Source organism: Pseudoalteromonas sp. McH1-42 (assembly GCF_022347845.1).
Lineage (GTDB): Bacteria > Pseudomonadota > Gammaproteobacteria > Enterobacterales > Alteromonadaceae > Pseudoalteromonas > Pseudoalteromonas rubra_D.
In genome coordinates, this window is record NZ_JAKRFU010000006.1 from 1 (window position 1) to 25,730 (window position 25,730).

Genomic DNA, 25,730 nt, shown 5'->3' on the forward strand with positions numbered 1-25,730 from the left:
CAGCGCCAGAACCGGCGATTAAGACGTCATTGTCTTCTGCTGCGTTAACAAGGCCATCGGTTTCTATCGGTGTGGTGATGGTCAAGGCCGAAGGTGCTGAATTGTCCAGCGTAATCGTCTGAGTCGCAGCAGTCGAAGTATTACCTGCCGTATCCGCCTGGGTGGCCGACACTGTCAGCGTGCCATTGTTCAGGCCACTTACATCCAGCTCACTGCCGCTCAGCGTCCAGTTTCCTGAGCTGTCTGCGGTCACGGTACGGCTGACTGATGAATTGTTATCTGTGATGGTCACCGTTACGCTGTTGCCTGACTCAGCACCAGAGCCGGCGATCAGCACATCATTGTCTTCAGCCGCATTGACGATGCCATCGGTTTCAATTGGCGTGGTGATGGTTACTGCTGATGGTGCTGCATTGTCCAGTGTGATGCTTTGCGTGGCTGCGGTAGAACTGTTACCTGCCGTATCCGACTGTGTGGCAGACACCGTCAACGTGCCATTGTTCAGGCCACTGACATCCAGTTCACTGCCGCTCAGCGTCCAGTTGCCAGAGCTGTCTGCGGTCACGGTACGACTGACTGTCGAATTGTTATCCGTGATGGTTACCGTCACACTGTTGCCCGACTCAGCACCAGAACCAGCGATCAGCACATCGTTATCTTCTGCCGCGTTAACAAGACCATCCGTTTCTATCGGTGTGGTGATGGTCAGTGCCGAAGGTGCCGCGTTATCCAGTGTAATCGTCTGAGTCGCAGCAGTCGAAGTGTTACCCGCCGTATCCGACTGTGTGGCAGACACAGTCAGCGTGCCATTGTTCAGGCCACTGACGTCCAGTTCACTGCCGCTCAGCGTCCAGTTACCTGAACTGACATCGTTGTCTTCTGCGGCATTGACGATCCCATCCGTTTCAATCGGGGTGGTAATAGTCAGTGCCGAAGGCGCCGCGTTATCTAATGTAATCGTCTGAGTCGCAGCAGTCGAAGTATTGCCTGCCGTATCCGCCTGTGTAGCCGACACGGTTAGCGTGCCATTATTCAGACCACTCACATCCAACTCACTGCCGCTCAGCGTCCAGTTGCCTGAGCTGTCGGCAGTCACAGTGCGACTTACCGAACTGTTATTGTCCGTGATAGTCACGGTCACACTGTTACCCGATTCAGCGCCGGAACCTGCAATTAAGACGTCATTGTCTTCTGCGGCATTGACTACCCCATCAGTCTCAATCGGCGTGGTGATGGTCAGCGCCGAAGGCGCCGCGTTATCCAGTGTAATCGTCTGAGTCGCAGCAGTCGAAGTATTGCCTGCCGTATCCGACTGAGTGGCAGACACCGTCAGCGTGCCATTGTTCAGACCACTGACATCCAACTCACTGCCGCTCAGCGTCCAGTTTCCTGAACTGTCTGCTGTCACGGTACGACTGACTGATGAATTGTTATCCGTGATGGTTACCGTCACGCTGTTGCCCGACTCAGCACCAGAACCAGCGATCAGCACATCGTTATCTTCTGCCGCGTTAACAAGACCATCCGTTTCTATCGGTGTGGTGATAGTCAGTGCCGAAGGTGCTGCGTTATCCAGCGTGATCGTCTGAGTTGCAGCAGTCGAAGTATTGCCTGCCGTATCCGACTGAGTGGCAGACACCGTCAGCGTGCCATTGTTCAAGCCACTGACGTCCAGCTCACTGCCGCTCAGCGTCCAGTTACCTGAACTGTCTGCGGTCACGGTACGACTGACAGTTGAATTGTTATCTGTAATGGTCACCGTCACGCTGTTGCCCGACTCAGCACCTGAACCGGCGATCAGCACGTCATTGTCTTCTGCGGCATTGACGACGCCATCAGTTTCTATCGGTGTGGTAATGGTCAGTGCCGAAGGCGCCGCGTTATCCAGTGTAATTGTCTGAGTTGCAGCAGTCGAAGTATTGCCTGCTGTATCCGCCTGGGTGGCCGACACCGTCAGCGTGCCATTATTCAGACCACTCACATCCAACTCACTGCCGCTCAGCGTCCAGTTGCCAGAGCTGTCTGCGGTCACAGTGCGACTTACCGAACTGTTATTGTCCGTGATAGTCACGGTCACACTGTTACCCGACTCAGCGCCGGAACCTGCAATTAAGACGTCATTGTCTTCTGCGGCATTGACTACCCCATCAGTCTCAATCGGCGTGGTAATGGTCAGCGCCGAAGGCGCCGCGTTATCCAATGTAATCGTCTGAGTCGCAGCAGTAGAGGTATTACCAGCTGTATCAGTTTGGGTCGCTGACACCGTCAATGTGCCATTGTTCAGGCTACTGACATCCAGCTCACTGCCGCTCAGTGTCCAGTTGCCAGACCCATCTGCGGTCACTGTGCGGCTCACAGTGCTGTTGTTATCCGTGATGCTCACGGTCACACTGTTGCCAGACTCCGCCCCGGTACCGGCAATCAGCACATCATTATCTTCTGCTGCATTAACGATACCATCTACTTCAATCGGCGTGGTGATGCTAACTGCGCTTACACTGGTATCAACAGTAACAGACAAACCAGAGCCATCAGCAGTATTACCTGCTGTGTCTGTTGAACGTGCTGTCATCGTATGCGTACCTGCTGACAAAGCAGACGTTGTGATAGTCCAGGTACCTAAAGTGGCAGTGCCGGTGCCCACAGTACCATCAATGCTTGAAATCAGAGTGATCGCGCCACCATTGGGACCTGAACCAGTAAACGTCGCAGTTGTATCATTGGTCACGTTATCCGTATTGGATGTACCTGTATCACTGCTTGCATCCAGATCGGGGGTGCCCGGCGCCGAAGGGGCGGTTGTGTCTATCGTCACACTCAGGCTACTCGATGCTGAGCTTTCGTTACTGCTTGCATCGGTTGCTTTTGCAGTAATGGCGTGCGTTACACCGGCAGTCAGTGCACTGGTAGTAATTTGCCAGTTACCGCCTGTTGCCGTACCAGTTCCAATTACGGTTGTACCTCCGCCTTCCTGATCACTATACAATCTAACCGTTGAACCGCTTTCAGCTGTACCACTGAATGTTGGTGTCGTGTCATTGGTGTTATTGTCACTATCAGAACTACCCGTATCAGATCCAGCATCAAGATCTGGCGTTGATGGCGCATTAGGTGCTACGTCATCATTCACTGTGATAGTAAACGCCTTTTGGAATGTCGTTGTAGCATCACTGGTTTGCAAACAAACCACATAGCTTCCCGCCGATAACGCGGCTTGCGTTTCAAGGTTTGAACCATTGATCTGGAAACTACCGTTATTGGTATCTGCGCTACAAGTACCATTCGCGCTGGCTCCGCTACTGACAATCGTATACGTATGGCTGTCGCTGGTGTCAGGATCTGTCGTGCTTAATGTGCCTATGTTGGCACCTGCGCCAGTTGCAGACTGATTAATTGAGGTTGTATCCAGGCTAATATCTGTTGGATCATCATTTTGTGCAGTAATGGTCACTGTTGCCTGGTTAGTGCCTGTACTGTTTGCTGTACCATCATTGAAAGTATAATCGAGCGTTACAGACGACGGTGGTGCTTCTGAATTATTCTGGTAAGTGATGTTTTGCAACACCGAATCAACGATCGCTGAGGTCGCACTGGTGTTGAACGTCAATACTAAAGTACCCGACGAATTGGTTGTTACCGTACCGACAGTCGTTGAGTTATAGGTGAAGGTACTGCTCTCGGTAAGCGTGCCCAAGAGGCCATTATTACCAAAGACATCCTGTGAACTGGCACCGCCATTTCGGGCAATCGTTAGGGTTGCATTGTTATAATTACCCGCACCACTGTCTAGTGCGTCCAGTTCGGTATCTGCAACAACAACGTCCGAATCAATAATAACGGCTGAACCGTTTTCAGTGAACGTCTGGCCGCCATTCAGATTACTGAAGGTTGGTACGTTGTTTGGTGAGATAAAGGTGATATCAGTATTTGCACCATTATCCGCCACAGTAAAATCAAGCGAACTGGCTGGCGCATTTGAAAGCGTTATTGCTACTTCAACAGCGCTGAAGTCAGTTGCATCAGTATCCACCTGCAGTGTGCTCGTGCCGTTAAAGCGAACATTGCTGGTTGTCAGGCCCGTCACACTATTGATGGTAATAATATCACCCACACTTAAGTCTGTGATGGTATCACCATTAAGATCAGACGCGTCGCCGACAAAGTTATCATTGCCCGCATTACCTGTCATCGAGTCGGTACCACCACCAGGGCGGATAGTATCGGTACCACTACCACCGGTGATCGTATCGTTACCGTCAAAGTCAGTCGCGGTCATATTTATAGTGTCGCCACTCAACGCACTGGCGTTTAGTGTGATAGCGTTGCTGAGCGCAAAGCCAACGGTATTGGAGATAGTGACCGAGTTGCCATTGGAGTCAAAGTTATCTGTCAGCGTAATATTGAAGATATTATTGGTGCCAATTGCCAGGTTTTCGATTTCTGAGACGCTGGTATTAGCAAAGTTAAACGTGCCCCCATCCATCAGTTTTAGGGTTTCGGATCCCGCGGCACCGGTGATTGCCGTAGTAAAATTATTTGCTACATTTGCCGCATCAATGGAAACCGTTGCCCCACTGGCCAGTGACAAGGTACCAATATTGGTAAAGCCACCACTACTCACATCAGCGCCATCTGAAGCGCTGACTGTATCACCAGTCGTTGCGTCACCCGTAAGAGAACCATTAAAGGCACTTCCAGTAATATCAAATGTAATAGCGTCATTGGACGCTGTCGCGTCAATCGTCGCTGACGCATTAGTTACTGTAATAGTACGGCTGTTAGTACTGTCATCGTTAACCGAATAAGTCTCTATACCCGATAACGTTGTAAAGTTACCGTCACCGGAAATTGTAATGGTTTCCGAACCTGCTGCCGTGACAGTACCGCTAAAAGACGCATTTTGCGCAGGAGTCATGGTCACTGATGCACCACTGGCTAAAGTCAGGTTAACTATGTTCGCAAGCGTACCACCCGAAATATTAGCGCCAGAAGACAGCGACACAGTATCTGCCGTTGTACCATCACCGGTCAGTGTGCCAGTATAACTGAGCGTCCCCACATTAAATGTCACGGCATCAGTAGAAGACGATGCCGTCACAGAAGTGCCTGCGGCCGCAACGGTCACTGTACGGCTATTAGTCGAAGAGTCACCGACCGAGAAATTCTCTACATTAGCAAGTGTGGTAAAGTCACCATCCCCTGAAATATTAATTGTTTCAGTGCCAGCCGCTGTGATTGTGCCACCAAAGAGTGCAGGCTGAGAAGCAGTCATAGAGACGCTGGCCCCACTGGCTAATGTCAGGTTTTCAAAGTTAGATACCGTCGCACCAGCAATACTGGCACCAGAACTCATTGATAAGGTATCTGTGCCACCGGCCGCATTCAACGTACCCGTTGCAGTCAATGCCGCTATGTCGATGGTATCGTTGCCACTGCTACCTGTGACGTTTTGCCCGGCGGAGCTAAGCGTGATACTGTTCGCAGCGCCCAACACATAGGTTTCAATTGCGCTCGCAGCCGTCAAACCGTCGGTTGCTGCGGAGATAGTAATACTTTCCGTTGCAGTACCAGTAACTGTGCTAAAGGCATCATGCTGCGCTTCAGTCATAGTTACGGATGCATTGGCATCCACGGTCAGTGTTTCAAAACCACTTACTGTCGCACCAGAAATACTGGCACCATTGCCCAGCTGTAATACATCGGTACCGCCACTCCCGGTCAGCGTCCCCGTTGCAGTCAGGGAACCAGTTGCCACCGTATCAGCTGAGCTGCTGCCCGTCACATTTTGCGCTGCGCCGCCCAGGGTAAAGGTAAACCCGGCACCCAATACATACGTCTCGATATCAGCATCACCGGTAATAACGGCATTGCCATCAGCACTGCTAAGTGTAAATTGGTTAGTTCCCGCACCATTTATGGTGGTAAATGACTCATGCTGAGATTCAGTCAGCGTAATAGATGCACCGCTATCCGGCGTCAGCGTCTCAAAGCCACTCAGGGATGTTAGATTTGCAAGATTTGTGCTGGTTGGCACAGAAAGGATATCTGTTCCCGTACCACCACTGGCCGTTGAACCTGATACATGGCTGGCATCCGCAATAGTCAGGGTTTCGTCACCACCGGCAAACGTAATAGCCGGGCTCAGATTTGTGCCATTACTGGTATTAAAACCTGTAGCTGTCGAGCTTGCTGCCGTGACATCCGTAACACTAACAGTGGCTGTACGCGATGTACTACTCGCAGAACCATCGTTGATCACCACGGACACTGTACGTGCAGTTTCGTTTGGCGTACTCGAGGTATTGTTATAGGTGATGGCCTGCAGGAAAGTTGTGACTTCGGCTGGTGTCGCCGTTGCGCCCGTAATAGAGATAGTATCCTGCAAGGTAATATCGGAAGCACCCGACACACCTGTCAGGGCATTTTGCGCTGCCGCTGTTACGTTCAGGCCTTCAGATGCCCCATCCTGATCATTGGTCAGTGTAACTGTTATGGTTGTTATGGTGTCACTGTCAGCATCCGTTGCCGAGGCGCTGCTGGCAATGTTAACCGCGCCGCTGCCTTCAGAAAAACTAGCGCTGCTGTCGTTACTGCCACTACCAGTATCCAGGTCAACAACAGGCGTTGTATTGGCTGTACTAAAATTAAAGGTGGTGTTATCGCTGATCCCAGTGAAGGCGTTGCTGGATGTATCTGTTACCGCACCTGAGTCGATTTGGATCGCATATGTCCGGTTGCCGGTTAAATTACTGGTTGGATTCAGGTAGACCTTATCACTGCTAATACTTACCCGCCCAGACCCCGGTGTGGTGGTAGTGCCATCACTTTCACTGGCAACATCAAATACCTCAAAGTCGCTACTGTCGGTGACATTACGAATAGTGATATTACCCGTGCTCAGCGCAATGTTTTCGTCAAAGGCGATAACAATGTCGCTACTGACTGACACATCCGTCGCGTTGTCATTGGGAGTTGAGCTTGCACTGACAAAAGCAGGAGCCGTTGAATCAGACGCTGTTGCATCATCCAGTGTAATATCACGTATAGCAATACGTGAATCATAAGCACTGGCGGGGTCCGTATCCGGGAAAGTTATAATTAATGTGTCAATGTCTTGCCAGAGCGCGTTATTAAAATCACTACTGCGTGTAAAACTAAAAGTTGTACCAACCCCTGATGCCACCGGCGGTGTTAAGTCGACTGTGACCGTTTGCGCACTGTCTTTAAACCCAGTAAACCGAACCCTACGCTCCGCATCTGTGTCTCCAGCACGAACGAAGGTAATACCATCAAAACTAAAGTGTGTACCAGAGCTTTCAAGGAGCTTATAGCCTTTGTCTGTCGCACTGGCTCCTGAGTTAGCGATAAAACCAGTCGCATAAAATGAGCTAAAGGCCACTGCAAAACTCTCTGCTGTATAGCTGTCTCCGCTCTCACCGCCATCCAAAATAAAAGTAACCGCGCCAGCCGAATCAAGAGAAATATCCGGAACACCATTTGAGCCATCTCTCACGTCAGTCGGCGTGCCTGTACCGGAAGAATAATCCAGTGTCTTTTGACCTGCCCAGATATTGCCGGAAAACAATGCTGCAGATATACCAGCCGATGTGACAGCGGTGGCAACTTTACTTAATCTCATTTTACTACTCCGTTATTTTTCCTGGTCCAGTGACATTTTATTGTTTTAATATTTACTTTAATTTCAACGCAATTTGATGACTATCAAACGCAAAAGCGGGCCGGCACAATATATGCCCAGCCCACTCCAGTACTGATTAGTTGCGAGGTGGGAACACCCCGTCTGTTGCAATCAGCCAGTTAACCGGTAATACCGGATTTAATATATTCAAAGGGGCAGAGCCACCCGTGTTAGTAACAGTGACAGTACCACCCGCAGAGCCACCACCAGATACGGTTAGCCCCTTGATGGTTGTCAGATCTGCTGATGCAAAACCTTCCTTGAAGAAGCCTTCGCTATTATTTGCCGCGATATAAGAGCTGCTATCCGGAGTCTTAGTATTTGCCGCATTAGTAGCGGCCTGCAGCGTGCCACTCACTGGATTTGTACCACCCAGCGGCGTGAAAATCGCAGTGTGAGAGTGCGCAGGCATATGAATAATCTCAATACCTACCAGCTCAGTACCTTGTCTTTCACCTTGACGATAGTCCATACCGCCTGGGCGTACACCCTGACCTACCGGACTACGGCCACGCAGATCCGGTAGTGCGTAAGTGGTACGCGCATCACCACCATAAATAGTCCCGATTAACGCAAATAACGCCTGATTTTGTGAAATAGCCATAGTCTGGCCTAAACACATTGCAAAATTTCTGATTGTAAAAGCACCGCCGAAGGTACCCATTGAGCCAATATACGGGTCAGTAGACATATGAATTCCTCTCTAATTCGTAAACATACCCTTTAACGATAAACGCTCAGTACCACTAAAATTCACTCAGTGATTTATCGACTTGTTGCGACGAGTTCGCACCAACTACTTCAATTACTGCTTTGCCTGAAAGGCATATATGTGTTGCAGAGCTATCACTGCTCGGTGATCAATCAGGATTTCCTTCTGGTAAATGTGGCGTAAAAACAGGTGGGATGAAAAACTCAGGCAACTGCACCCTGCGCGCCTCTCCGCTTAAGACCTTATCAAGGCAGACTGTACCGATATCATTAATACTGACATTTAGCTCAGCTGGATCATCACTGCTTTCGAAGCGCCAGTATAGTTCTGTGGTTTTGTAACGTAAGAGTGCCATTAATGGGTAACCGTCAAATTCGCTGGGGCTGTCGCAGAACCTTTCGTGGCAGTCAACGAGCTTTTGCTCTCCCAAAAACTGGACTAACAAACTGCCCATTCCGGGTACTTCCAAAATACTGCTCTCGCCCTGTGCGACAACTATCTCGCCAGTGCCTTCAACTTTCGCAATACGCTGCCCTTCACCGCTAGGTAAATCGCCCCCGTTATAAGGAAACAGCGTAAGATCATAACCATATCGGTTGGTCAGATTGATCTTTATATTCATATCTATCTCGCTTCTGAGTTAAAGTTCAGAGCATAGTTAGAAATGCAGGATAATAAGTACATCGGCTGGGCCACTCACAAGTCCTTCTCAACTAAGCTACCATTGTAAAATTTAGTACAAAGGTATCGGTTTGCAATTGATATACCTCAATCAAAACACTTAATTTCGAACCTTACATTCTGCCCTCAGATGAGGCAGCTACTTCTAAACCAGGTTCCAGTCCAAACAGCACCGCAAACCGGTAGCCATCAAAAATACCTTGTTCGGTTAAAATCGTATCCAGACGAATAGCGCCATCAACCGTTTTAACTAACAACCCTTTGATTCTGTCGAGCTCTAAAATCGTACCCGGCTTAATGCCTGCCAGCTTGCACTCCATAGTGCTGGCCTGCATAAGCTGCAGCATGCCTTCACGAAACTTAAAGCGGGCGCCGCCCAGTTCAGCATTGGCTGCACGCGCCAGATTAACAATTTCAATACTTGTATGACGTCGCCAGTCAATCAATAAATCTTCCACCTGAACATGCGCTGCATAGCGAGGTTCACACTGCTCACCATCCATTTCGATGTATTCTTTTTGTTCTTGCCAGTTCAAAGTCCCTGCGGCCTGCTGTTGAGCAAATTGCTCGAGCAAAGCGGGAACTGCCTGGGCTATTTTCTGGTGAAAGCACTGTGAGGTATCAAAAGGATGCACCGGTAAATTAATGTGCGTTGCAATATCGCCTGTATCGAGCTGCTCCGCGACTTTGTGTAACGTCAACCTGACGGTATCCGCGCCACTTTTAAGCTGCCAGAACACGGGCATTGGGCCACGATAATCAGGCAATGCACTGGGGTGAATGTTAAGTACATCACCGGCAAAAAAGTCTATCAGCTTGGCGCGAAGCTTATGTTTAAACAAATAGGCTATGCCACTGTTTGCTCCCAGTCTGTCAAGATCGGCAATCAAGGCGTCGTCCGATTCTGTTTTATACTGCAGCATGGGAATTTGATGGTGGTGCAAAAAGCGCTGCAACTGAACGAGATCCGGATTGGGTTCTGCTTCAATCAACACCACACAACTCAGTTGGCCTCTTTGCAATAGGTACTGCACGGCGGTCAAGCATAGGCAACTGCCGCTGAACAAAGCATATTTCACTTCCATGGTTATCTCCCTATGCTTTTACCGGGACAAACCCGGGCATACCGCTCAGCTGATAGAAAAATTGCACTGTATCACCGCTGTTGGCAACAAAATGCGTGTGCTCAAGCTCTCTGGGCCGGGCATCAACATAAAAGTTCATGTCGGGTTTAGGGTGTGTAATACCTGAGTCGTATTGATCCAGCCCTTCATCACCAAACGTGTTGATTTGGGCATAAACCGCCAATATACGGGTCGACATATCCTCAACGCCAGTTGGTATTGTGATTGTATTCGCTGCAACAACCCGAATGTCATCATCAAGCTCTATCTCTGTCATCTCTAATAGCGCAGACTTATCAATACGCATCAGCTCGCCCAGTTCAACGCGTTCGTTTAACGCGCTGTCACGCAAGTGATCGGAGTGGCAGTATTCGGCGTCTTTCCATTGCTGATTGTATTCTGTTTCGCCATGGATCATCATGCCTTTAATCGATACAGAGCGTGGGATCATCCAGCCATCAAGCGTCAGAAATTTAACTAAGTGCTTTGCAATGGCCAGCTGCCCTTCTCGGGTAAAACCATGTTGCATGGCCTCCAGCACCAGCAGGTCAACGGCCTGCTCTGGCTCATATACCGTGGCGTCTTCTTCGATAATATCTGCGACAAACTCACCTAGTTGTAAGTCATCAATCAGCTGTTTTAGCGTGACGATGGCACCTGGATGAGTATCTACGAATAGCACCTTAATTTGCTCGTGGTTAAACTCGTTCTGGTTTTTGTAGTAGCTGAGTAACGGCAGTATCAAAGGCGCAAATGGGCCGCAGGCAGGATACAAAATAGTTACAGAATCTTTATGAGACAGCATGCCCCGAATTGCCTTATCAATGCCTTTTGCATAACCCTGAATGCGGTAAATGTCTTTAATTGTGTGGCGGCTATTGTAAGGGGACATGATCAGACCCGTCGGTGCAATATACTGACGAGTCAATAATTCTTCACTGAGCTCTGCCATCGACATTGACTGCAAGGCATGCTCGTACATCGCCTCAAAAGCTGCTGTAAGTTGCGCGTGAGTCGCTTGCGTGGTGCTGAATATTAGCGCCATCGCATCTACAAAGCTCTGAGTAAGCGCCTGTTGTCTTTGTGCGGTCGTGAGCTTGGCCTTAAGCAGAGATTCAAGTTGATTTCGGACGGTATGTTTTAAGAGTTGGTCAATTTTTGGATCGGCATAATCTGTCACTGACACATTACGCATCTGATGTTTTTCCATCGGGCGCTACCTAAGTATAATATTTCCGTGATTACAAGGCGTTACCTGACATATTTTGATGCCATAGGTAACGCCCGTCAGCGTTCACTGTTCAGTCTAGTTGAGTGCTGACAATTTGCGAGTATCAATATTAAAAACCCACTTTCTGTCGTTCAGTTTGCCCCCTGACACGAGGATATGCTGGGTACCATCCAGTGATCTGTAAAGCGGCTTTTTACCCAACCGAGAACGGCCGTATGAGTACAAAAATGCGCCATTATTGCTGAATACTTTGATACTGGCCGTGCCCATTTCAAGAATATGAATGTGGCCGTGGGTATCCAGTGTAATTTTTTTAGGCCCGTTTAACTGGGCGTCTACTTCAGTACCAAACTCACTGATCTCTGTGAGTTTATCACCATAAAAGTTTGCCACAGTGACAGAGTGTTGCCCTCTTTCTATGAGATACAGCAACTGCTGATTTGGCTCAATGGCAAAATCGTTGAGACTGCTAAATCCTTGCGGTAATTTAATCGTTCCGCTAGGGTTACCGGACAAATCGAATACGTTTATCTCACTGCTCGTTTCAAAATAAACAAAGATGTTTGAGCTATAGCGTCTCGCCACTGCGGGTTTTAAGGTGATTTGCACAGCATCACCGTTTGGTGATTCTATTGAGACTTTCGGCGCTTCAATCGCCAGCGTGTCGAGCTGTTCACTACTTATACGTTGTGTATCCTGCTCTGAAAATGTAAATGAAGTGCTATTAGCGGCAAGGGCAGTGACCGGCAATACGCCACTCGCACATAAGTATGAGCTTGTTTTTAGAAAAGTACGACGTTCCATCTTTATACACCATTAGCGACCGAAAAACTGGTTCATTATTACAAACTACTGAATAATTAGATATTACACTATATTACATCGCAAGCAACATATACCAATTTAGTACTGGAATATGTCAAAAACGTAGTAATTTAGCACTTTTTCACCGTAATTTATCCCAATACTAAGCCAGAAGCATTTGACCCTCTATTGATAATCGGTAAAGATTAACAGTCGGCAGGTTTAGCATGCTTCAGACTAATCAGTAACTATTGAAATTATTAAAATTTACTCATGCTATGAGGTGAGTTTCCAGTAATCCTTACGATCTTCATCTTAGTGAAATCTGTCTGATGTCAAATAAACGATGCTATGGGCAAGGATGTTGAAAAAACATTGTAATAATCGTAATTCTTAACAATAATTTAGAGCTTAAGTTCGAGCCCTGTTAACAAATTAGATAAAAACAAAATACTATGCCACTAACTCAATTTTCCGATCCTTATATTCAGGATCGCTTTCAGTCGACTCAGTATGAGCTCATCCACAAGATCGGTGAAGGCGGTTTTGGTAAGGTTTATAAAGCGAAGAATAAAAACACCGATCAGATCGTGGCAATCAAGTTCCTGGCACTTGAACCACATCTGGACGAAGCCAAGAAGCACCGTTATGTGGAGCGATTTAAACGCGAAACCACTCTGAGCAGCCAGTTGCAGCACCCGCATATCGTGAGGCTGCTAGACAAAGGCCAGGTTGATGAAAACCTGCTATACGGTGTGTTTGAGTATGTGGAGGGTCAATCCCTGCGCGAGCACCTGATCCAGGAAGGCGCGTTGGACGCAGTAGACGCAACCGACATTATGTTGCAGGTGCTCGACGCACTGATCCATGCACACAAACAAGGCATCATTCACAGGGACATCAAACCTGCGAATATCATGCTGACTCAGGCTGGTGCCAAAACCTATGCAAAGATTCTCGACTTTGGTATTGGTACGCTTAGCCAGGAAAACCGCCATCAGGACTTTGCGACACTAACACTCACGCAAGAAACCCTGGGTACGCCTTCTTACAGCGCCCCCGAGCAATTACGCGGTGAGCCTGCGTCTGCCAAAACTGATATCTACGTCTGGGGTCTGGTATTTTTAGAATGTCTGACAGGATTACCTGCTGTAACCGGCTCTAGTATTGCCTCGATTTATCACAAGCAATTGAGCGATGTTCATATTCCGCTACCAAGCGCCCTGCTAGGCCACCCATTATCCGGATTACTACGCCGCGTATTACAAAAAAATGCAACTGAGCGAGTCATCTCCGGTGAGGAAGCATTTGCTGAGCTCAACTCCATGAACGTCTCAAATCTTGTTGGCGTGCTGGCAGATGTGCAAGCGCAACATGGTTACGACGATGCCACAGTGGTGCTGCGTACTGATGATCCGGCTCACCCAGGTCAGCAAGATTACACAACGCTGACAGAGCGTAAACAAATCACCGTCATGGCGCTGAGACTGAGCGCTAAAATATTGGATGAAAACGCCAAAGATCTGGATGTCATAGACACCCTGTTTAAGTCGCAACGCAACACCTGTATCGATATCGCGACCCGTTTTGGTGCCTACCATGTCGGCAACCTCGCCGATACCGCGTTATTCTATTTCGGTTATCCTGTCGCCAGCGATAACGATACTCGCCTGAGCGCACGTACCGCGCTGGACGTGGTGAGTGAACTGGGAAAACGTAATGCGCTGATGCAGGAAGCCCACGGCGTGCAAATGAATGCCCATATTGGCCTGCATTCAGGCATTTTTGTGACTTACGCCAACGCAGTACCAGAAGGACACATCGCCAATACAGCAATGCAACTCGCGCGTCTTGCTGGTGAACGACAAATTTTGTGTACCGCAGAGTCACGCGCCATCCTTGAGCCTTACAGTGAGTTTGACTATTTCGACAATATGCAGCTTGGCATGGCGTTTGAGCAACAAGCCATTTATAACCTGAAGGGTGAAAAGCGGGTCGAAGCCTTCGGCTTTATGCGCGGCACACGTCACCATCACAAGTTGATTGGCCGTCAGAGCGAGCTCGATAAAACCCTGTCGATCATCAACAACGAACAACAGACCACTCGGGTTGCCCATATCTATGGTGAAGCAGGGATCGGCAAGTCACGTTTACTACAGGAAATTCGCGCCAACGCCGGTAAATATCAGCACCTGGTTGCCCAGTGCTTACCGGAACATCAGAACAATGCACTCTACCCGATTTTGACACTAGTACGTTATCTGTTTAATACCAGCAATCTCAGCAATGCTGAAGTAATAGAATTATTTGTGTCACTGCTTAACGAGCAGAACAGCACACTCAACACAGATGCCATTTTGCCAATTCTGATGGTCTGGCTGAACATCGAATTACCAGAAGACATGCAGCCGTCGTCACTGGCTCCGGACGCGCAAAAAGAACTGCTGTTCAACGGCCTGAGTGCACTGCTGCTGTCACACAAATTCAGCCTCAGCAGCCATAAACTATACATCATTGAAGATATTCACTGGGCAGACTCCACCACCTTAGAATTTATTCATCACTTTGCCGAGAACCTTAGTGATGGTAGCGTGCTGATCAGCACCTCGCGTCAACCTAAGCCGGATAGCCTGCACGACCTCACATTGCTTGAGCTGGAGCTCCACAAGCTCACCGCCAAAGCAACCGAAGACTTCATCGAACAGTTATTCGAGGGCAAAGCCGTATCACAAAACGTGCGCGACATCCTGGTCAGCCGCACCGACGGTATACCACTGTTTATCGAAGAACTGGTTGATATGCTGAAACAAAAAGCACTCGTCAGCGAGCAAAGCGGCGAAGTCAATTTCGTCAGCCCGGATAAACTCGATCAGGTCCCCAGTAGCCTGCGTGAATCACTACAGCAAAAGCTTGATAGCTTAGTGCATGCTAAAGAAACGGCACAACTCGCCGCCACCATTGGCCGGGAATTCGAATACGACCTGCTCGTCGCCGCTTCTTCTCTCAGTGAAGATCAGATCCAAAACGACCTCAACGAGCTGATAGAAAAAGACCTCATCATCCAGCAACGCCGGGTTGAGAATGATAGCTATATCTTTAAACACGCGCTGGTAAGGGACGCGGCTTATGGGAGTATGAACCCCAAAGATAAGATTAGAAATCACGGAAGAATTGGCGATACTTTAAGCGCTGAATTTAGTACTTTTAACTTCGATGAACCGCTAGTCATTTCCAATCACTACTATAACGCGGAGAGAATCAATGATGCAGTATCATTCCGTACCAAGGCAATAAACAAGCAAGTGAGAAGTTCAGCTCATTCTTCTGCTATTGTAATTGGTGACGAAGCTCTCAGCTGGCTAGAAGGCAACAAAACACACAAAAGCTCACTTCTGAACGAACTAGATCTTCACAGGGCAATGCTTCCCTCTATTATGACGTTATTTGGTTATGGTGCAGAGAGAGTTTTGAGTTGGGGTAATCGAGTCGCTGAAATTGTCCAAAGTCCATGGTTTGATGATAAGCAGCAAGACTCTCTGTTCGACATGTACAAGAAAAGTCAATGGACCCTATTCATGTCAGCACATTATGCTTCACACAGAAGCAAAGCCCGCACTTTAGGTGAAAGTCTACTTGAGGCAGTAAGGGAAAAAGGGAACCGACAAGATATTATCGTAGTTTTAGTTCATGTTGCTCAAGCTTATAATATCGATGGTGATCTTTTGTCAGCTAGCGAACTATATGAAGAAGCACTAGAGCTGTATAACGATGAACAAGATGCTGAACTTGCACTAGAATATGGAATGAACATTAAAGTTCAAATTCTTTCTCTTGCATCATATAACTATCTCCATCTTGGGTTGCTAAGAAAAGCAAAAAATTGTGCTTATGAGTCTGCACGCTATGCAGAAGATTTAAACTCAATAGGCGAGATTGTATTTGCAAATATTTTTGTTGCGCTTTACCACATTTTTCTAAAACAACACAGTAAAGTTGTCGATAATTGGTTACGTTTCCAAGAAATGTACGGTGCGCAAGCTAAAGGCAATGTATTCCATTTACACTTCCTTGAGTGCTATAGCTACTCATCTGCCAAGAATACAAACTTAGCTCGTCAAGCACTCAATAAACAAATTGAAACAGGGCAAACTTTTGCTGCTGGATACTATGTAACTCATCTCGCGGAGGCTTATATAGAAGAATCCTGCTTAGATGAAGCACTTGACTTAATGACATCATCCTTCGAACGCTGTCAACGTCAAGGAGAGCTTTCGGTAATGCCTTTTATCAAGAAAACACTCGCTGAGTGTATGTATTTGGAACAAGGGTTTTCCAATCAGGAAATAATTTCTCTGTTGAAATCTTCAATTGATGCAGCAAAAGACCAAAGTGCAAGGTTCTTTGAACTAGAAAGTCGTCTCTATTTATATTCTCTTGAGCAGGATAAAAATAACTTTGAGCTACTAAAAGAAAACTATCACTGGTTTGTGGACAATGACCAGCTAGAAGATAGCCCTGTTTTCACCAAACTTCAAAGACTATTAAACGAGGAAAACTAAAATGTCTGACAATTTTCATAAACTAGGTACTAGATATGGCTTTGGTAGCCATGTAGAAGAGTCCGAGCCAACTCCGGTAGATAATGTATTAGCAATTAGTGCATGGCACTCTGCTCTGAGCCGAATGATCGCATACACATGGAAAAACTGGGATAATGATCAGGAGCTTGACTATATTGTAAAGTTTCCTGAATATTATTTAGCGAAGTTCGGCTTTTTTCCACAAATCCCGGCCTACCAAACGAAAGTTCGGTTTGTAATTCGTAAAGGTGACTCTGTCACTTTCACGCATGGAGACCGAAATGCGGGTGGTACAATATCTGCAACAGTTGCTGGTGAACCAGAAACCCAACAGATCGTTGAACAACTGCAACCATGTCCAGATTACATATCAAATAACCCTGATTTTCAGACAAGCAGTAATATCGAGTCTGTAACAAGCATTTGTGGCGACTGTGAACAGCCGCCGTCAGATGAAGAAATCAAGAATAAGCTTGTAGAAATGCTTGGACTTGACGGTCATACAGATGGTTCTGACCTACCGCCGCTACATAATGGTTGGCAATTCAAAGATATGAGCGAATTAACGGGCTGCTTCATCGTTACTATTCCACCGAAGCCAGACTTATCTCATATTGATAATGAATCTCAAAAATCTATGGTTGAGTCACAAGCGATTAGCGACTTTATGGATATTTGCAGAAGCCAGCCATTTACATCTTGTTAATGTAAAAGTAGAAGCAGCTTTGCTGCTTCTTATTCAACTCAGAAGAAGGCCCATATGACACTCATAGACTGTGACAGGCATGTTATGGAGCCGCTGCATTTGTGGCAAGAATATGTCAGACCCGAAATTTTTAAAGAGTATCCCGTTCATTTTAGAAACGACAGTTCACTTGAAATAGCCTCTCAAGATAATATTGAAAACCCTGTTAAAACAGCAAAACTCCCCCCAACTTATTACATCGGGAATCACCCTATTCTGAACAATTGGGGAAAGGAAATCCAACAAGAAACAGCTAAGAGACCCAGAAATACTGAGGATCGGAAGCTTGCCAGTAGTGGATTAGGTCAGCTACAAAGTATGCTTGTTGACGGTGTAGACCGTGCAATTATATTTCCTACATTTACAGGGTACATAGTGAATCATCAAGCACTTCCTGCTTCTGTATCAATAGAATATGCCAGAGCATACAATAAGTGGATAATTAACTACTGCGCAGTGAACTACGCAAAAATGATTCCCGTTGCAATGGTTAGTAGACACGATCCGAGCACGCTTGAGAGACAGCTGGAAACCATTATAAAACAAGGGTTCAGCACAATTACGCTGCGACCAGAACCTATTCAGGGATTGCACCTTGGTAGTGAAGAGTATGAGCCTTTTTGGCAGCTGTGCGAGCGAAACGACATTACAATCGCATTTCATGGCGGTACTCATTTACACGGTCCGACGGTAGGAGCAGATCGATTTAATTCACGATTTAGTTTACATGCCTGCTCACATGCACTTGAAGCACAACTCGCTTTTCTGAGCTTATTAGAGGGTGGTGTACTTGAGAAATATAAAAAGCTAAAGTTTGCCTTCCTTGAAGCAGGTGCGGCATGGGTCCCATACTGGCTTTGGAGGCTAGACAACATTTGTTATGAAGAGTTTCCAGAATTAATCAAAGAGAAATTACCAAATAAACCCTCACATTACTTCAAACAAAACTGCTGGGTGAGTATTGAACCAGAAGAGCCGTGCCTAAATGAAGTTATTGCGCTCATCGGCAGTGATAAGCTGCTCTTTGGCTCTGATTTCCCTCACCCCGACCATGAGGGTATGAATGTAGATAGTATTTATCGAGAAACATCCCTCACCAAAGAAGTTGTAGATAAGATATTAAAAAGCAATCCCTTAAATTGCTTTGGAGCGTTCCGTGGATAATTACCCTACATCCGGTTTCGCTATTTTCAATAAACAGGTCATTAGTAGTACTTTCCTAAACTCAGCTTGCCAGCAAATTGAAAGCATAATTAGCGGTCACAGTGATACAGGTCTATCACACTGGGGGCTTGTAAACGGAGTTGACAATAATTCATTGACCCGAATTGCTCAACCTCATTTTTGTAGCCAAGCGTTTTACACACTCTTAACTGAAAGCGAATTTGGGCCATTGATTGCTGACGTTTTGAAATGCCGTAAATTGAAGGTTTGGGGCAGTCAACTTTATATTAAACCGGCTGGTCATTCGCCATCACTTAATGTTGGCTGGCATCGTGATTCTCAACATATGCCATTTTTTAAGTCAGGCGTTGCAACTTTGTGGATCCCATTTTCTGCTACCTCTCTCGCTACAGGTTGCTTAAAATATATTGGTGGCTCACAAAATACGAAAGAATACATTCAACCTTTAGGAGGCCAAGAGCTGAATTTAAAGGCAGAAACCCAACGCCTCGCACACTTTTCAGCTGGAGACTATTCGGAAACTCCTGTGGAAGTTCCCCTCGGTGGTTTCTCTTTACACCATTGGGATTTAATTCATGGCAGTGACGCAAATACCAGTAACAGTGCTCGAATCGCATTATCCGTTGGCGTGTATACTGAAGATTTATGTATAGACAGAAATACTCCTGACTATGGGTATGCTGGCATCCTAAATAACCCTCGCTTTTGCCCATCATTGATATAAGAGACATAAGAGTAATGAGCAGTATTATAATGTGGAACCCTAAGTTTAACGTCATCACAGACAAACAGGGTAATGTTTATCTAACACATTACAGTCAAAATTATGTTCTGGAGCACACCCGCTTCCCACTATTTCAGTTCATTGATGGCAAGCAGACTGTCAATGATATTGCCTTAAAATCGAAAAACCCACACGATTCTGCCCTATTTTATTATTATCTGGATAGCCTGATTAAGACGGAGCTTGTAATACCATTACAGGAAGGAGGAGAGATATGGCATCAAAGCTCCATGAGTAGGGTTATTAATGTAACAGAAAGCCTTGATGCCGAAGCAACCGATATACCTGATAGTAATATTGTTATCACCAAAGACATTTTAGAATTATCGCTGCATAATTTCCAGGTCGGTAATAAAAGTGTGGTCATTATCGAAGACTTCTTCAACTTGCTCGTAATTAGCCCTCCCTTAGAGTCAGAAAGGGACTTTGAGTATTATGTAAAGATCAGGGCTAATAACCTACCAATGAACTCCTATTTCATTACATCCTCTGACAGTGCAAAAAAGCGACATTATCGACAATCAAGTAACTTTATAGACTCGGCGCTTACTCTAGTTACCTCAAAACAGCTGCTGGCTTCAAATAAAGTTAATGTAGTAAATTCCAATTTAGAAGTAGAAACCTTTTCACTAAACTCTAGCAATCAAGTTAAAAAACAGTGGTCAACAAAAATAGCACTGCGAAGCTGCCCAATTACATTTGGTCATGATGGTGGCTCAAGAAGTATAAAACCTGAGCTTACAAATAGAAAAATTGCACCCTATATAAATCGATGTACAGGGCTAATTAATGAGCTTTCAACTCTCAATGACTCAGGCGCAATCAAAATATACCGTACCGCATTTTTCAAACATCCTGCTAGGAGCGTACCAGACCTTAATGTCGATGAATTCAATCAAACCTGCTTAGGCAAAGGCGTCACACACGAACAGTCTAAGGCCAGTGCGTTATGCGAAGCCATCGAACGCAAAAATGCACAGTATGTGGGCGATGAGCTAACTCAAGTCGCACAGGCTCATCAGCTGGACGCTCGCAGTTATAACTTTTCTCAGTTGTTACCCTACAGCGAGCAGCAGTATGCGCGCTTTGCGGACCCTGCGGACTCAGAATCTCAGCGTAAGCAAGCCGCGCTTTCCTATACTGGAGAGGCTGTCAATTGGACTGCTCTGTGGTCGCTCACACGCGATGAAAAAGTCTTTGTGCCCACCGTTTGCTGCTTTGCCAATACGCCGTTTGAAGAAGACCGCTTTGGCAAATGGCATTCTAATGGCTGTGCGGCCGGTAATAACCTGGAAGAGGCCATTTTACAGGCTTTATTCGAATTGCTTGAGCGTGATGCAACCGCTATCTGGTGGTATAACCGCTTACCGCGTCCGCAGTTTGAGTTAAGCGGCTTGGACCCGGATTACCTAGCACCGCTGCACGAAACAATCACCGCTGAACACGACTATTGGATGCTGGATCTCACCGTGGATACCGGTGTGCCCGTAATGGCAGCGATTGGCCGTAACAAAGCAACTCAGGGGTATGTATTTGGTTTCGGCTGCCACTTAAAACCCGAAATGGCCGCACAACGTGCGCTCACTGAGCTATGTCAGCTTATTCCTATCCGGGACCAAAATGGTGCCCCCTTTGATTTTGATGCCATTACCGATGATAGTTTCCTTCAGCCTGAGGCCAATGCATCTCGTGCAAGCTATCAGCTAACACAAAGCGGTGATCTGAAGGATGATATTCTCGTCATTGTTGAACAGTTAAACAGCCTGGATATGGAAACACTGGCACTGGATTATTCACGCTCGCCTATTCCACTGAGCACTGCTAAAGTCTTTGTACCCGGACTGTGTCACATCTGGCCACAACTAGGTAACCCAAGGTTGTACGAGACACCTGTCAAACTGGGTTGGATGGATAAAGCATTGACGGAGAAAACGATTAATCAGCAAGGGTTGTATATTTAACTACGCTCCTTGGTGGCTGTGAATAACCTAAAATACTTGTGACAAAATACCAGCTCAAGGCCGGTATAGCAGAATGCGAGCTCACTTTGTAGCGAGAGAGAATATTGTTGGTAGAGACTCCCTCTCACCTTACCCTAAGTCACTCAAGCTGGCTGGCAATTAACCCAGCAAGCTTGAGTGACACTGTACAAACTACCCTTTGGCAAACTTAGCGCGTGCGGCATGTAGCTTTTTATAGCTGTCGATCAGGCGCAGGTGCTTGTCCAGGCCTTCCAGTTGCATGTTGGTCGGTGTCAGACCATAGAACTTTACATCACCGTTGATTGAGCCAATCACCGCATCCATCACTTCTTTACCGAACATACGGGTAAAGCTGTGGATGTAGTCTTCAATTTCCAGCTCTTCGTCCAGCGCCACTTCCAGCGTGGCGTGCATAGCCTGGTAGAATAAACCGCGTTCAACCGTGTTGTCGTTGTATTGCAGGAAGGTTTCAACCAGCTCAATGGCCGCTTCGATATCGCCCAGCGCCAGATAGATAAGGATTTTCAGCTCTAAAATGGTCAGCTGGCCCCAAACCGTGTTTTCATCGAACTCTACGCCGATCAGGGTGATGATGTCGATGTAATTATCAAGCTGGCTTTCTTCAAGGCGATTAACCAAATCAGCCAGCGCTTCGTCTTCCAGCGAGTGAATGTTCAGAATGTCTTCGCGGTATTGCAGCGCTTTGTTGGTGTTATCCCAGATTAAGTCCTCGGCCGGGTAAACCTCAGAGTAGCCAGGCACCAGAATACGGCAGGCGGTACCCATATCTGTAAATTCTGCAATATACGCCTCTTTGCCCAAATCTTTAAGAATGGCGAACAGTTTGTCACACTCTTCTTCGTTGGTGCCCGTGAAGTCCCACTCCACAAACTCATAATCATGTTTGGCACTGAAGAAACGCCATGAGATCACGCCGGTAGAATCAATGAAGTGCTCAACAAAGTTCTCCGGCTCAGACACTGCCATGCTGTTAAATGTCGGCTTTGGCACATCATTCAGACCTTCAAAGCTGCGGCCCTGTAACAGCTCAGTTAGGCTTCGCTCCAGCGCAACTTCCAGGCTTGGGTGAGCACCAAAAGAGGCAAACACTCCACCCGTTTTCGGATTCATGAGGGTCACGCACATCACCGGGAACTGACCGCCCAACGACGCATCTTTTACCACAACCGGGAAGCCCTGCTCTTCAAGGCCTTTAATACCAGCAACAATACCCGGGAACTTAGCCAGTACGTCCTCAGGCACGTCTGGCAGTACAATTTCCTGTTCAATGATCTGCTTTTTCACCGCGCGCTCAAAGATCTCAGACAAACACTGCACTTTGGCTTCAAACAGGTTATTACCGGCGCTCATACCGTTACTCAGAAACAGGTTTTCAATCAGGTTAGATGGAAAATAAACCGTTTCACCGTCGCTGTGACGCGTGTAAGGAATTGAACAAATACCACGCTCGATATTGCCTGAGTTGGTGTCAATCAGGTTAGAGCCGCGCAGCTCTCCTTCCGGATCGTAAATTTCACGCGTGTAGCCATCCAGGATCTCAGCAGGCAACTCGTCGTTGTGGCCCGGCTTAAACCACTTTTCATTGTGGTAATGAACAAACTCGGCATTGGCAATTTCTTCACCAAAGAACTGGTCGTTATAGAAAAAATTGCAGTTCAGTCGCTCAATAAACTCGCCCAGCGCCGAGCACAGCGCGCTTTCTTTAGTCGCACCTTTACCATTGGTGAAACACATAGGCGATGCAGCATCACGAATATGCAAAGACCAAACGTTGGGCACAATGTTACGCCATGAGGCTACTTCGATTTTCATGCCCAGCTCTGACAGAATACCCGTCATATTGGCAATGGTTTGCTCCAGTGGCAGATCTTTACCCAGAATGAAGGTACTGGCGTCAGAGTCGGTGTTTACCATCAGCATGGCTTGTGCATCGTCATCCAGGCTCTCTACCGCTTCAACCTGGAACTCAGGTCCGGTCTGGATCACTTTTTTCACAGTACAACGGTCGATTGAACGCAAGATGCCCTGACGGTCTTTCTCAGAGATACTCTCTGGCAGCTCAACCTGAATTTTGAAGATCTGGTTGTAACGATTTTCCGGGTCAACAATGTTGTTTTGCGCCACACGAATTCCATCGGTCGGAATATCACGCGCATTACAATACACTTTCACAAAGTAAGCAGCACACAGCGCAGACGACGCCAGAAAATAGTCAAACGGGCTGGGTGCCGAACCATCGCCTTTATAACGAATAGGTTGGTCGGCAATGACAGAAAAATCATCAAATTTGGCGTCAATTCGAAGATTATCGAGATAATTTACTTTGATTTCCATAGGAAAGAGTCCGGTGTATTGCGATCGAAAACCCCTATTGTACTTGAGGTTGCAAGACGGCGCCAATGCTGATGACACAAATAACCCTGCCAACACAAATTAAGTTACTAAATACCTATTATTGGTCGTAAAGGCATGTTACTTTCTTGGCAAATAAACTCATCAGACAACACACGAGATAACAAGGATTTATTATGCGCAGCTATGTGTGGTTAGCACTTGGTTTAGGCCTGTTTTCCAGCTCTGCTCTGGCCAATAACGGCTTTGGTGTCACCCTGTATGGTGGCAAAAGTAGCAATCAGGAATTGCATACCAGTCAAAAAGCAGTGGTTAACCTGGCCGATGAAAACCACTTTGGCATCAGCTTTGATCGCTATCTGAATAAAAAACGCTATGGCCTGTTTTACAGCATGCTAGAAACTGAATTTGAAGATGCACCAATCCAGAAAGTGGATATGGAATATCTGATGTTTCAAAGCGCCATAGATGTGGATATCACAGATAATCTGGACAGCTATATCGGTGCTCAGATCGGTGTAAATAGAGTAACACCCAATTTTGAAGAATCGGATCACTTTTTTGCTGCGGGCTTTTATGGTGGCCTGAAATATCATTTAGGAGCCGGGTTCAGCGCGCAAACAGAGCTGCGCTGGCTTGCGTCTTCTATCAAAAACTCGTCTAAAGTACGCTGTGATGGCAGCGATGAGGACGTCTGTGCATGGCACTTTGATGGCGATGTACTTAACCAATTCCAGCTGAGTCTGGGCCTGACTTACCGCTTTTAAAAAATCGCCAGCATCGCTATCAGCCCCGGCTCGTTGGCCGGGGTGATGCTGTAATTAGCCACGGTCACACCAAACAAGTGCCCACTCTTACAGAGTTACAACGTTATTTTTAAGGTGTTCAATAAACAACCTGGTTTTACGGGGTGTATAGCTAGCCTTTGGGTAATAGGCCCAGAGTTGTTTTATCTCAGAGCGAATATCCGGCAAAATAGGCACCAAGGCGCCAGATCTTAACTCCCGCTCAATATAGCTTGGTGCGATAAACAGCAAACCAATTCCCTGCACTGCCGCTTTTAAAATGGCATCGAGATGATCGGTCACAAAATTATAGTTGGTAAACTCAAACAATCTGCCATCTTCAAGTACAACGCCCCCAATTTTATGATAATAACTACTCAGCAACATCTTATGTTGTGCCAGGTCCTCAACACAGGTTATTTCATCGCAACGTGCCAGATATTCAGGGGCCCCAAACAGCTGCATTTGATAGTCAAACAACCGGGTGCCTTTGTGCGAGACTGAATCAAACGACTCGTTATACCGGGTGATCACCACATCGTGCTGTAAATCCGGCGGCTCTCCCGGCGCCAGTACATTCAGGTGAATGGTGATCTGCGGATATTGCGACAAAAACTGCTCAATTTTGGGCATTAATACACTGCTGCCCACCGCCTGTGTCGCCGCTATTTTCAAACTGCCCTGTAACTCGCATTGCTCAGATTGCGCGGTTTCTACCAGTGCTTCAAACTGGGCAAGCCAGTCTCTGGCACGAGGAAAAAAATGCTGCCCTTGCTCCGTGAGATTAACCTGTCGGGTCGTGCGAATGAACAAACTTTGCCCCAGGTGTCTTTCCAGCCAGTCAATACGTTTACTCATAGCAGATGCCGAAACCCCTTGATGTTCTGCCGCTTTGGTAAAGCTGCCCAGCTCTGCCAGAACGCAAAAACTGCGTGTTGCCGTTAACCAATCCATTTAATTAATTCCTACAAGGAAATAGTATTTTAATTATTACCTTATTTTTAGGACAATGAAAGCGGCGTATAGTGCCCGGGTCAAATTTACT

At 46.8% G+C, this 25,730-nt stretch carries 14 protein-coding genes; 6 read left to right on the forward strand and 8 right to left on the reverse strand.

Annotation, left to right across the window (positions count from 1 at the left end; all coding sequences use genetic code 11):
• The 6 genes from MHN31_RS06145 to MHN31_RS06170 form a co-directional block, all read right to left on the reverse strand.
• Window positions 1–7,639 (reverse strand): Ig-like domain-containing protein (locus tag MHN31_RS06145; RefSeq protein ID WP_239443756.1); only part of this gene is annotated, 7,639 nt, incomplete at its 3' end.
• A 136-nt stretch (window positions 7,640–7,775) separates the two neighbouring features.
• Window positions 7,776–8,390, reverse strand: coding sequence for a tail fiber protein (locus MHN31_RS06150; RefSeq protein WP_010380455.1), 615 nt, complete (start codon window positions 8,388–8,390; stop codon window positions 7,776–7,778).
• Window positions 8,391–8,559: 169 nt separating this feature from the next.
• Window positions 8,560–9,033 carry a hypothetical protein gene (locus tag MHN31_RS06155; RefSeq protein WP_125557594.1) on the reverse strand — a complete coding sequence of 158 codons (474 nt, stop codon included), beginning with the start codon at window positions 9,031–9,033 and terminating at the stop codon, window positions 8,560–8,562.
• 172 nt (window positions 9,034–9,205) lie between these two features.
• A complete protein-coding gene (locus MHN31_RS06160; RefSeq protein ID WP_239443757.1) occupies window positions 9,206–10,177 on the reverse strand; it encodes a formyltransferase family protein in 972 nt (323 codons plus the stop codon).
• 10 nt (window positions 10,178–10,187) lie between these two features.
• Window positions 10,188–11,426, reverse strand: coding sequence for a hypothetical protein (locus MHN31_RS06165; RefSeq protein ID WP_239443758.1), 1,239 nt, complete (start codon window positions 11,424–11,426; stop codon window positions 10,188–10,190).
• Between the two features lie 96 nt (window positions 11,427–11,522).
• Window positions 11,523–12,251, reverse strand: coding sequence for a hypothetical protein (locus MHN31_RS06170; protein ID WP_239443759.1), 729 nt, complete (start codon window positions 12,249–12,251; stop codon window positions 11,523–11,525).
• Window positions 12,252–12,706: 455 nt separating this feature from the next.
• Between MHN31_RS06170 and MHN31_RS06175 the strand changes: the two genes are divergently transcribed.
• Genes MHN31_RS06175 through MHN31_RS06195 form a run of 5 tightly spaced genes read left to right on the forward strand, consistent with a single transcriptional unit; the run spans window position 12,707 to window position 21,506 of the window.
• A complete protein-coding gene (locus MHN31_RS06175) occupies window positions 12,707–16,810 on the forward strand; it encodes a TOMM system kinase/cyclase fusion protein (protein WP_239443760.1) in 4,104 nt (1,367 codons plus the stop codon).
• 1 nt (window position 16,811) lies between these two features.
• Window positions 16,812–17,537, forward strand: a complete 726-nt coding sequence (locus MHN31_RS06180) for a hypothetical protein (protein WP_125557604.1) — start codon at window positions 16,812–16,814, stop codon at window positions 17,535–17,537.
• Window positions 17,538–17,591: 54 nt separating this feature from the next.
• On the forward strand, window positions 17,592–18,740 hold the full coding sequence (locus MHN31_RS06185) for an amidohydrolase family protein (RefSeq protein ID WP_239443761.1): 1,149 nt from the start codon (window positions 17,592–17,594) through the stop codon (window positions 18,738–18,740).
• Entirely contained in the window at window positions 18,733–19,485 is a 753-nt protein-coding gene (locus tag MHN31_RS06190; protein ID WP_239443762.1) for a phytanoyl-CoA dioxygenase family protein, read from the forward strand. The genes MHN31_RS06185 and MHN31_RS06190 overlap by 8 nt, the downstream gene beginning before the upstream one ends.
• A 14-nt stretch (window positions 19,486–19,499) precedes the next feature.
• On the forward strand, window positions 19,500–21,506 hold the full coding sequence (locus MHN31_RS06195; protein WP_239443763.1) for a YcaO-like family protein: 2,007 nt from the start codon (window positions 19,500–19,502) through the stop codon (window positions 21,504–21,506).
• A 192-nt stretch (window positions 21,507–21,698) separates the two neighbouring features.
• Here the strand turns inward: MHN31_RS06195 and MHN31_RS06200 are convergent, their stop codons facing one another.
• Entirely contained in the window at window positions 21,699–23,882 is a 2,184-nt protein-coding gene (locus MHN31_RS06200; RefSeq protein ID WP_239443764.1) for an OsmC domain/YcaO domain-containing protein, read from the reverse strand.
• A 194-nt stretch (window positions 23,883–24,076) separates the two neighbouring features.
• Here MHN31_RS06200 and MHN31_RS06205 point away from each other — a divergent pair, with 194 nt between their 5' ends.
• Complete coding sequence (locus MHN31_RS06205; RefSeq protein ID WP_239443765.1) at window positions 24,077–24,667, forward strand: outer membrane beta-barrel protein; 591 nt, start codon at window positions 24,077–24,079, stop codon at window positions 24,665–24,667.
• Window positions 24,668–24,754: 87 nt separating this feature from the next.
• On the opposite strand, the gene MHN31_RS06210 is transcribed toward MHN31_RS06205, so the two are convergent.
• Window positions 24,755–25,639 carry a LysR family transcriptional regulator gene (locus MHN31_RS06210; RefSeq protein ID WP_239443766.1) on the reverse strand — a complete coding sequence of 295 codons (885 nt, stop codon included), beginning with the start codon at window positions 25,637–25,639 and terminating at the stop codon, window positions 24,755–24,757.
• Between the last annotated feature and the right edge of the window lie 91 nt (window positions 25,640–25,730).

Bases quoted from the DNA above. Each gene is read 5' to 3' on its own strand.
- MHN31_RS06150 (WP_010380455.1), bottom strand. From the start codon at position 8,390: ATGTCTACTGACCCGTATATTGGCTCAATGGGTACCTTCGGCGGTGCT.
- MHN31_RS06155 (WP_125557594.1), bottom strand. From the start codon at position 9,033: ATGAATATAAAGATCAATCTGACCAACCGATATGGTTATGATCTTACG.
- MHN31_RS06160 (WP_239443757.1), bottom strand. From the start codon at position 10,177: ATGGAAGTGAAATATGCTTTGTTCAGCGGCAGTTGCCTATGCTTGACC.
- MHN31_RS06165 (WP_239443758.1), bottom strand. From the start codon at position 11,426: ATGGAAAAACATCAGATGCGTAATGTGTCAGTGACAGATTATGCCGAT.
- MHN31_RS06170 (WP_239443759.1), bottom strand. From the start codon at position 12,251: ATGGAACGTCGTACTTTTCTAAAAACAAGCTCATACTTATGTGCGAGT.
- MHN31_RS06175 (WP_239443760.1), top strand. From the start codon at position 12,707: ATGCCACTAACTCAATTTTCCGATCCTTATATTCAGGATCGCTTTCAG.
- MHN31_RS06180 (WP_125557604.1), top strand. From the start codon at position 16,812: ATGTCTGACAATTTTCATAAACTAGGTACTAGATATGGCTTTGGTAGC.
- MHN31_RS06185 (WP_239443761.1), top strand. From the start codon at position 17,592: ATGACACTCATAGACTGTGACAGGCATGTTATGGAGCCGCTGCATTTG.
- MHN31_RS06195 (WP_239443763.1), top strand. From the start codon at position 19,500: ATGAGCAGTATTATAATGTGGAACCCTAAGTTTAACGTCATCACAGAC.
- MHN31_RS06200 (WP_239443764.1), bottom strand. From the start codon at position 23,882: ATGGAAATCAAAGTAAATTATCTCGATAATCTTCGAATTGACGCCAAA.
- MHN31_RS06205 (WP_239443765.1), top strand. From the start codon at position 24,077: ATGCGCAGCTATGTGTGGTTAGCACTTGGTTTAGGCCTGTTTTCCAGC.
- MHN31_RS06210 (WP_239443766.1), bottom strand. From the start codon at position 25,639: ATGGATTGGTTAACGGCAACACGCAGTTTTTGCGTTCTGGCAGAGCTG.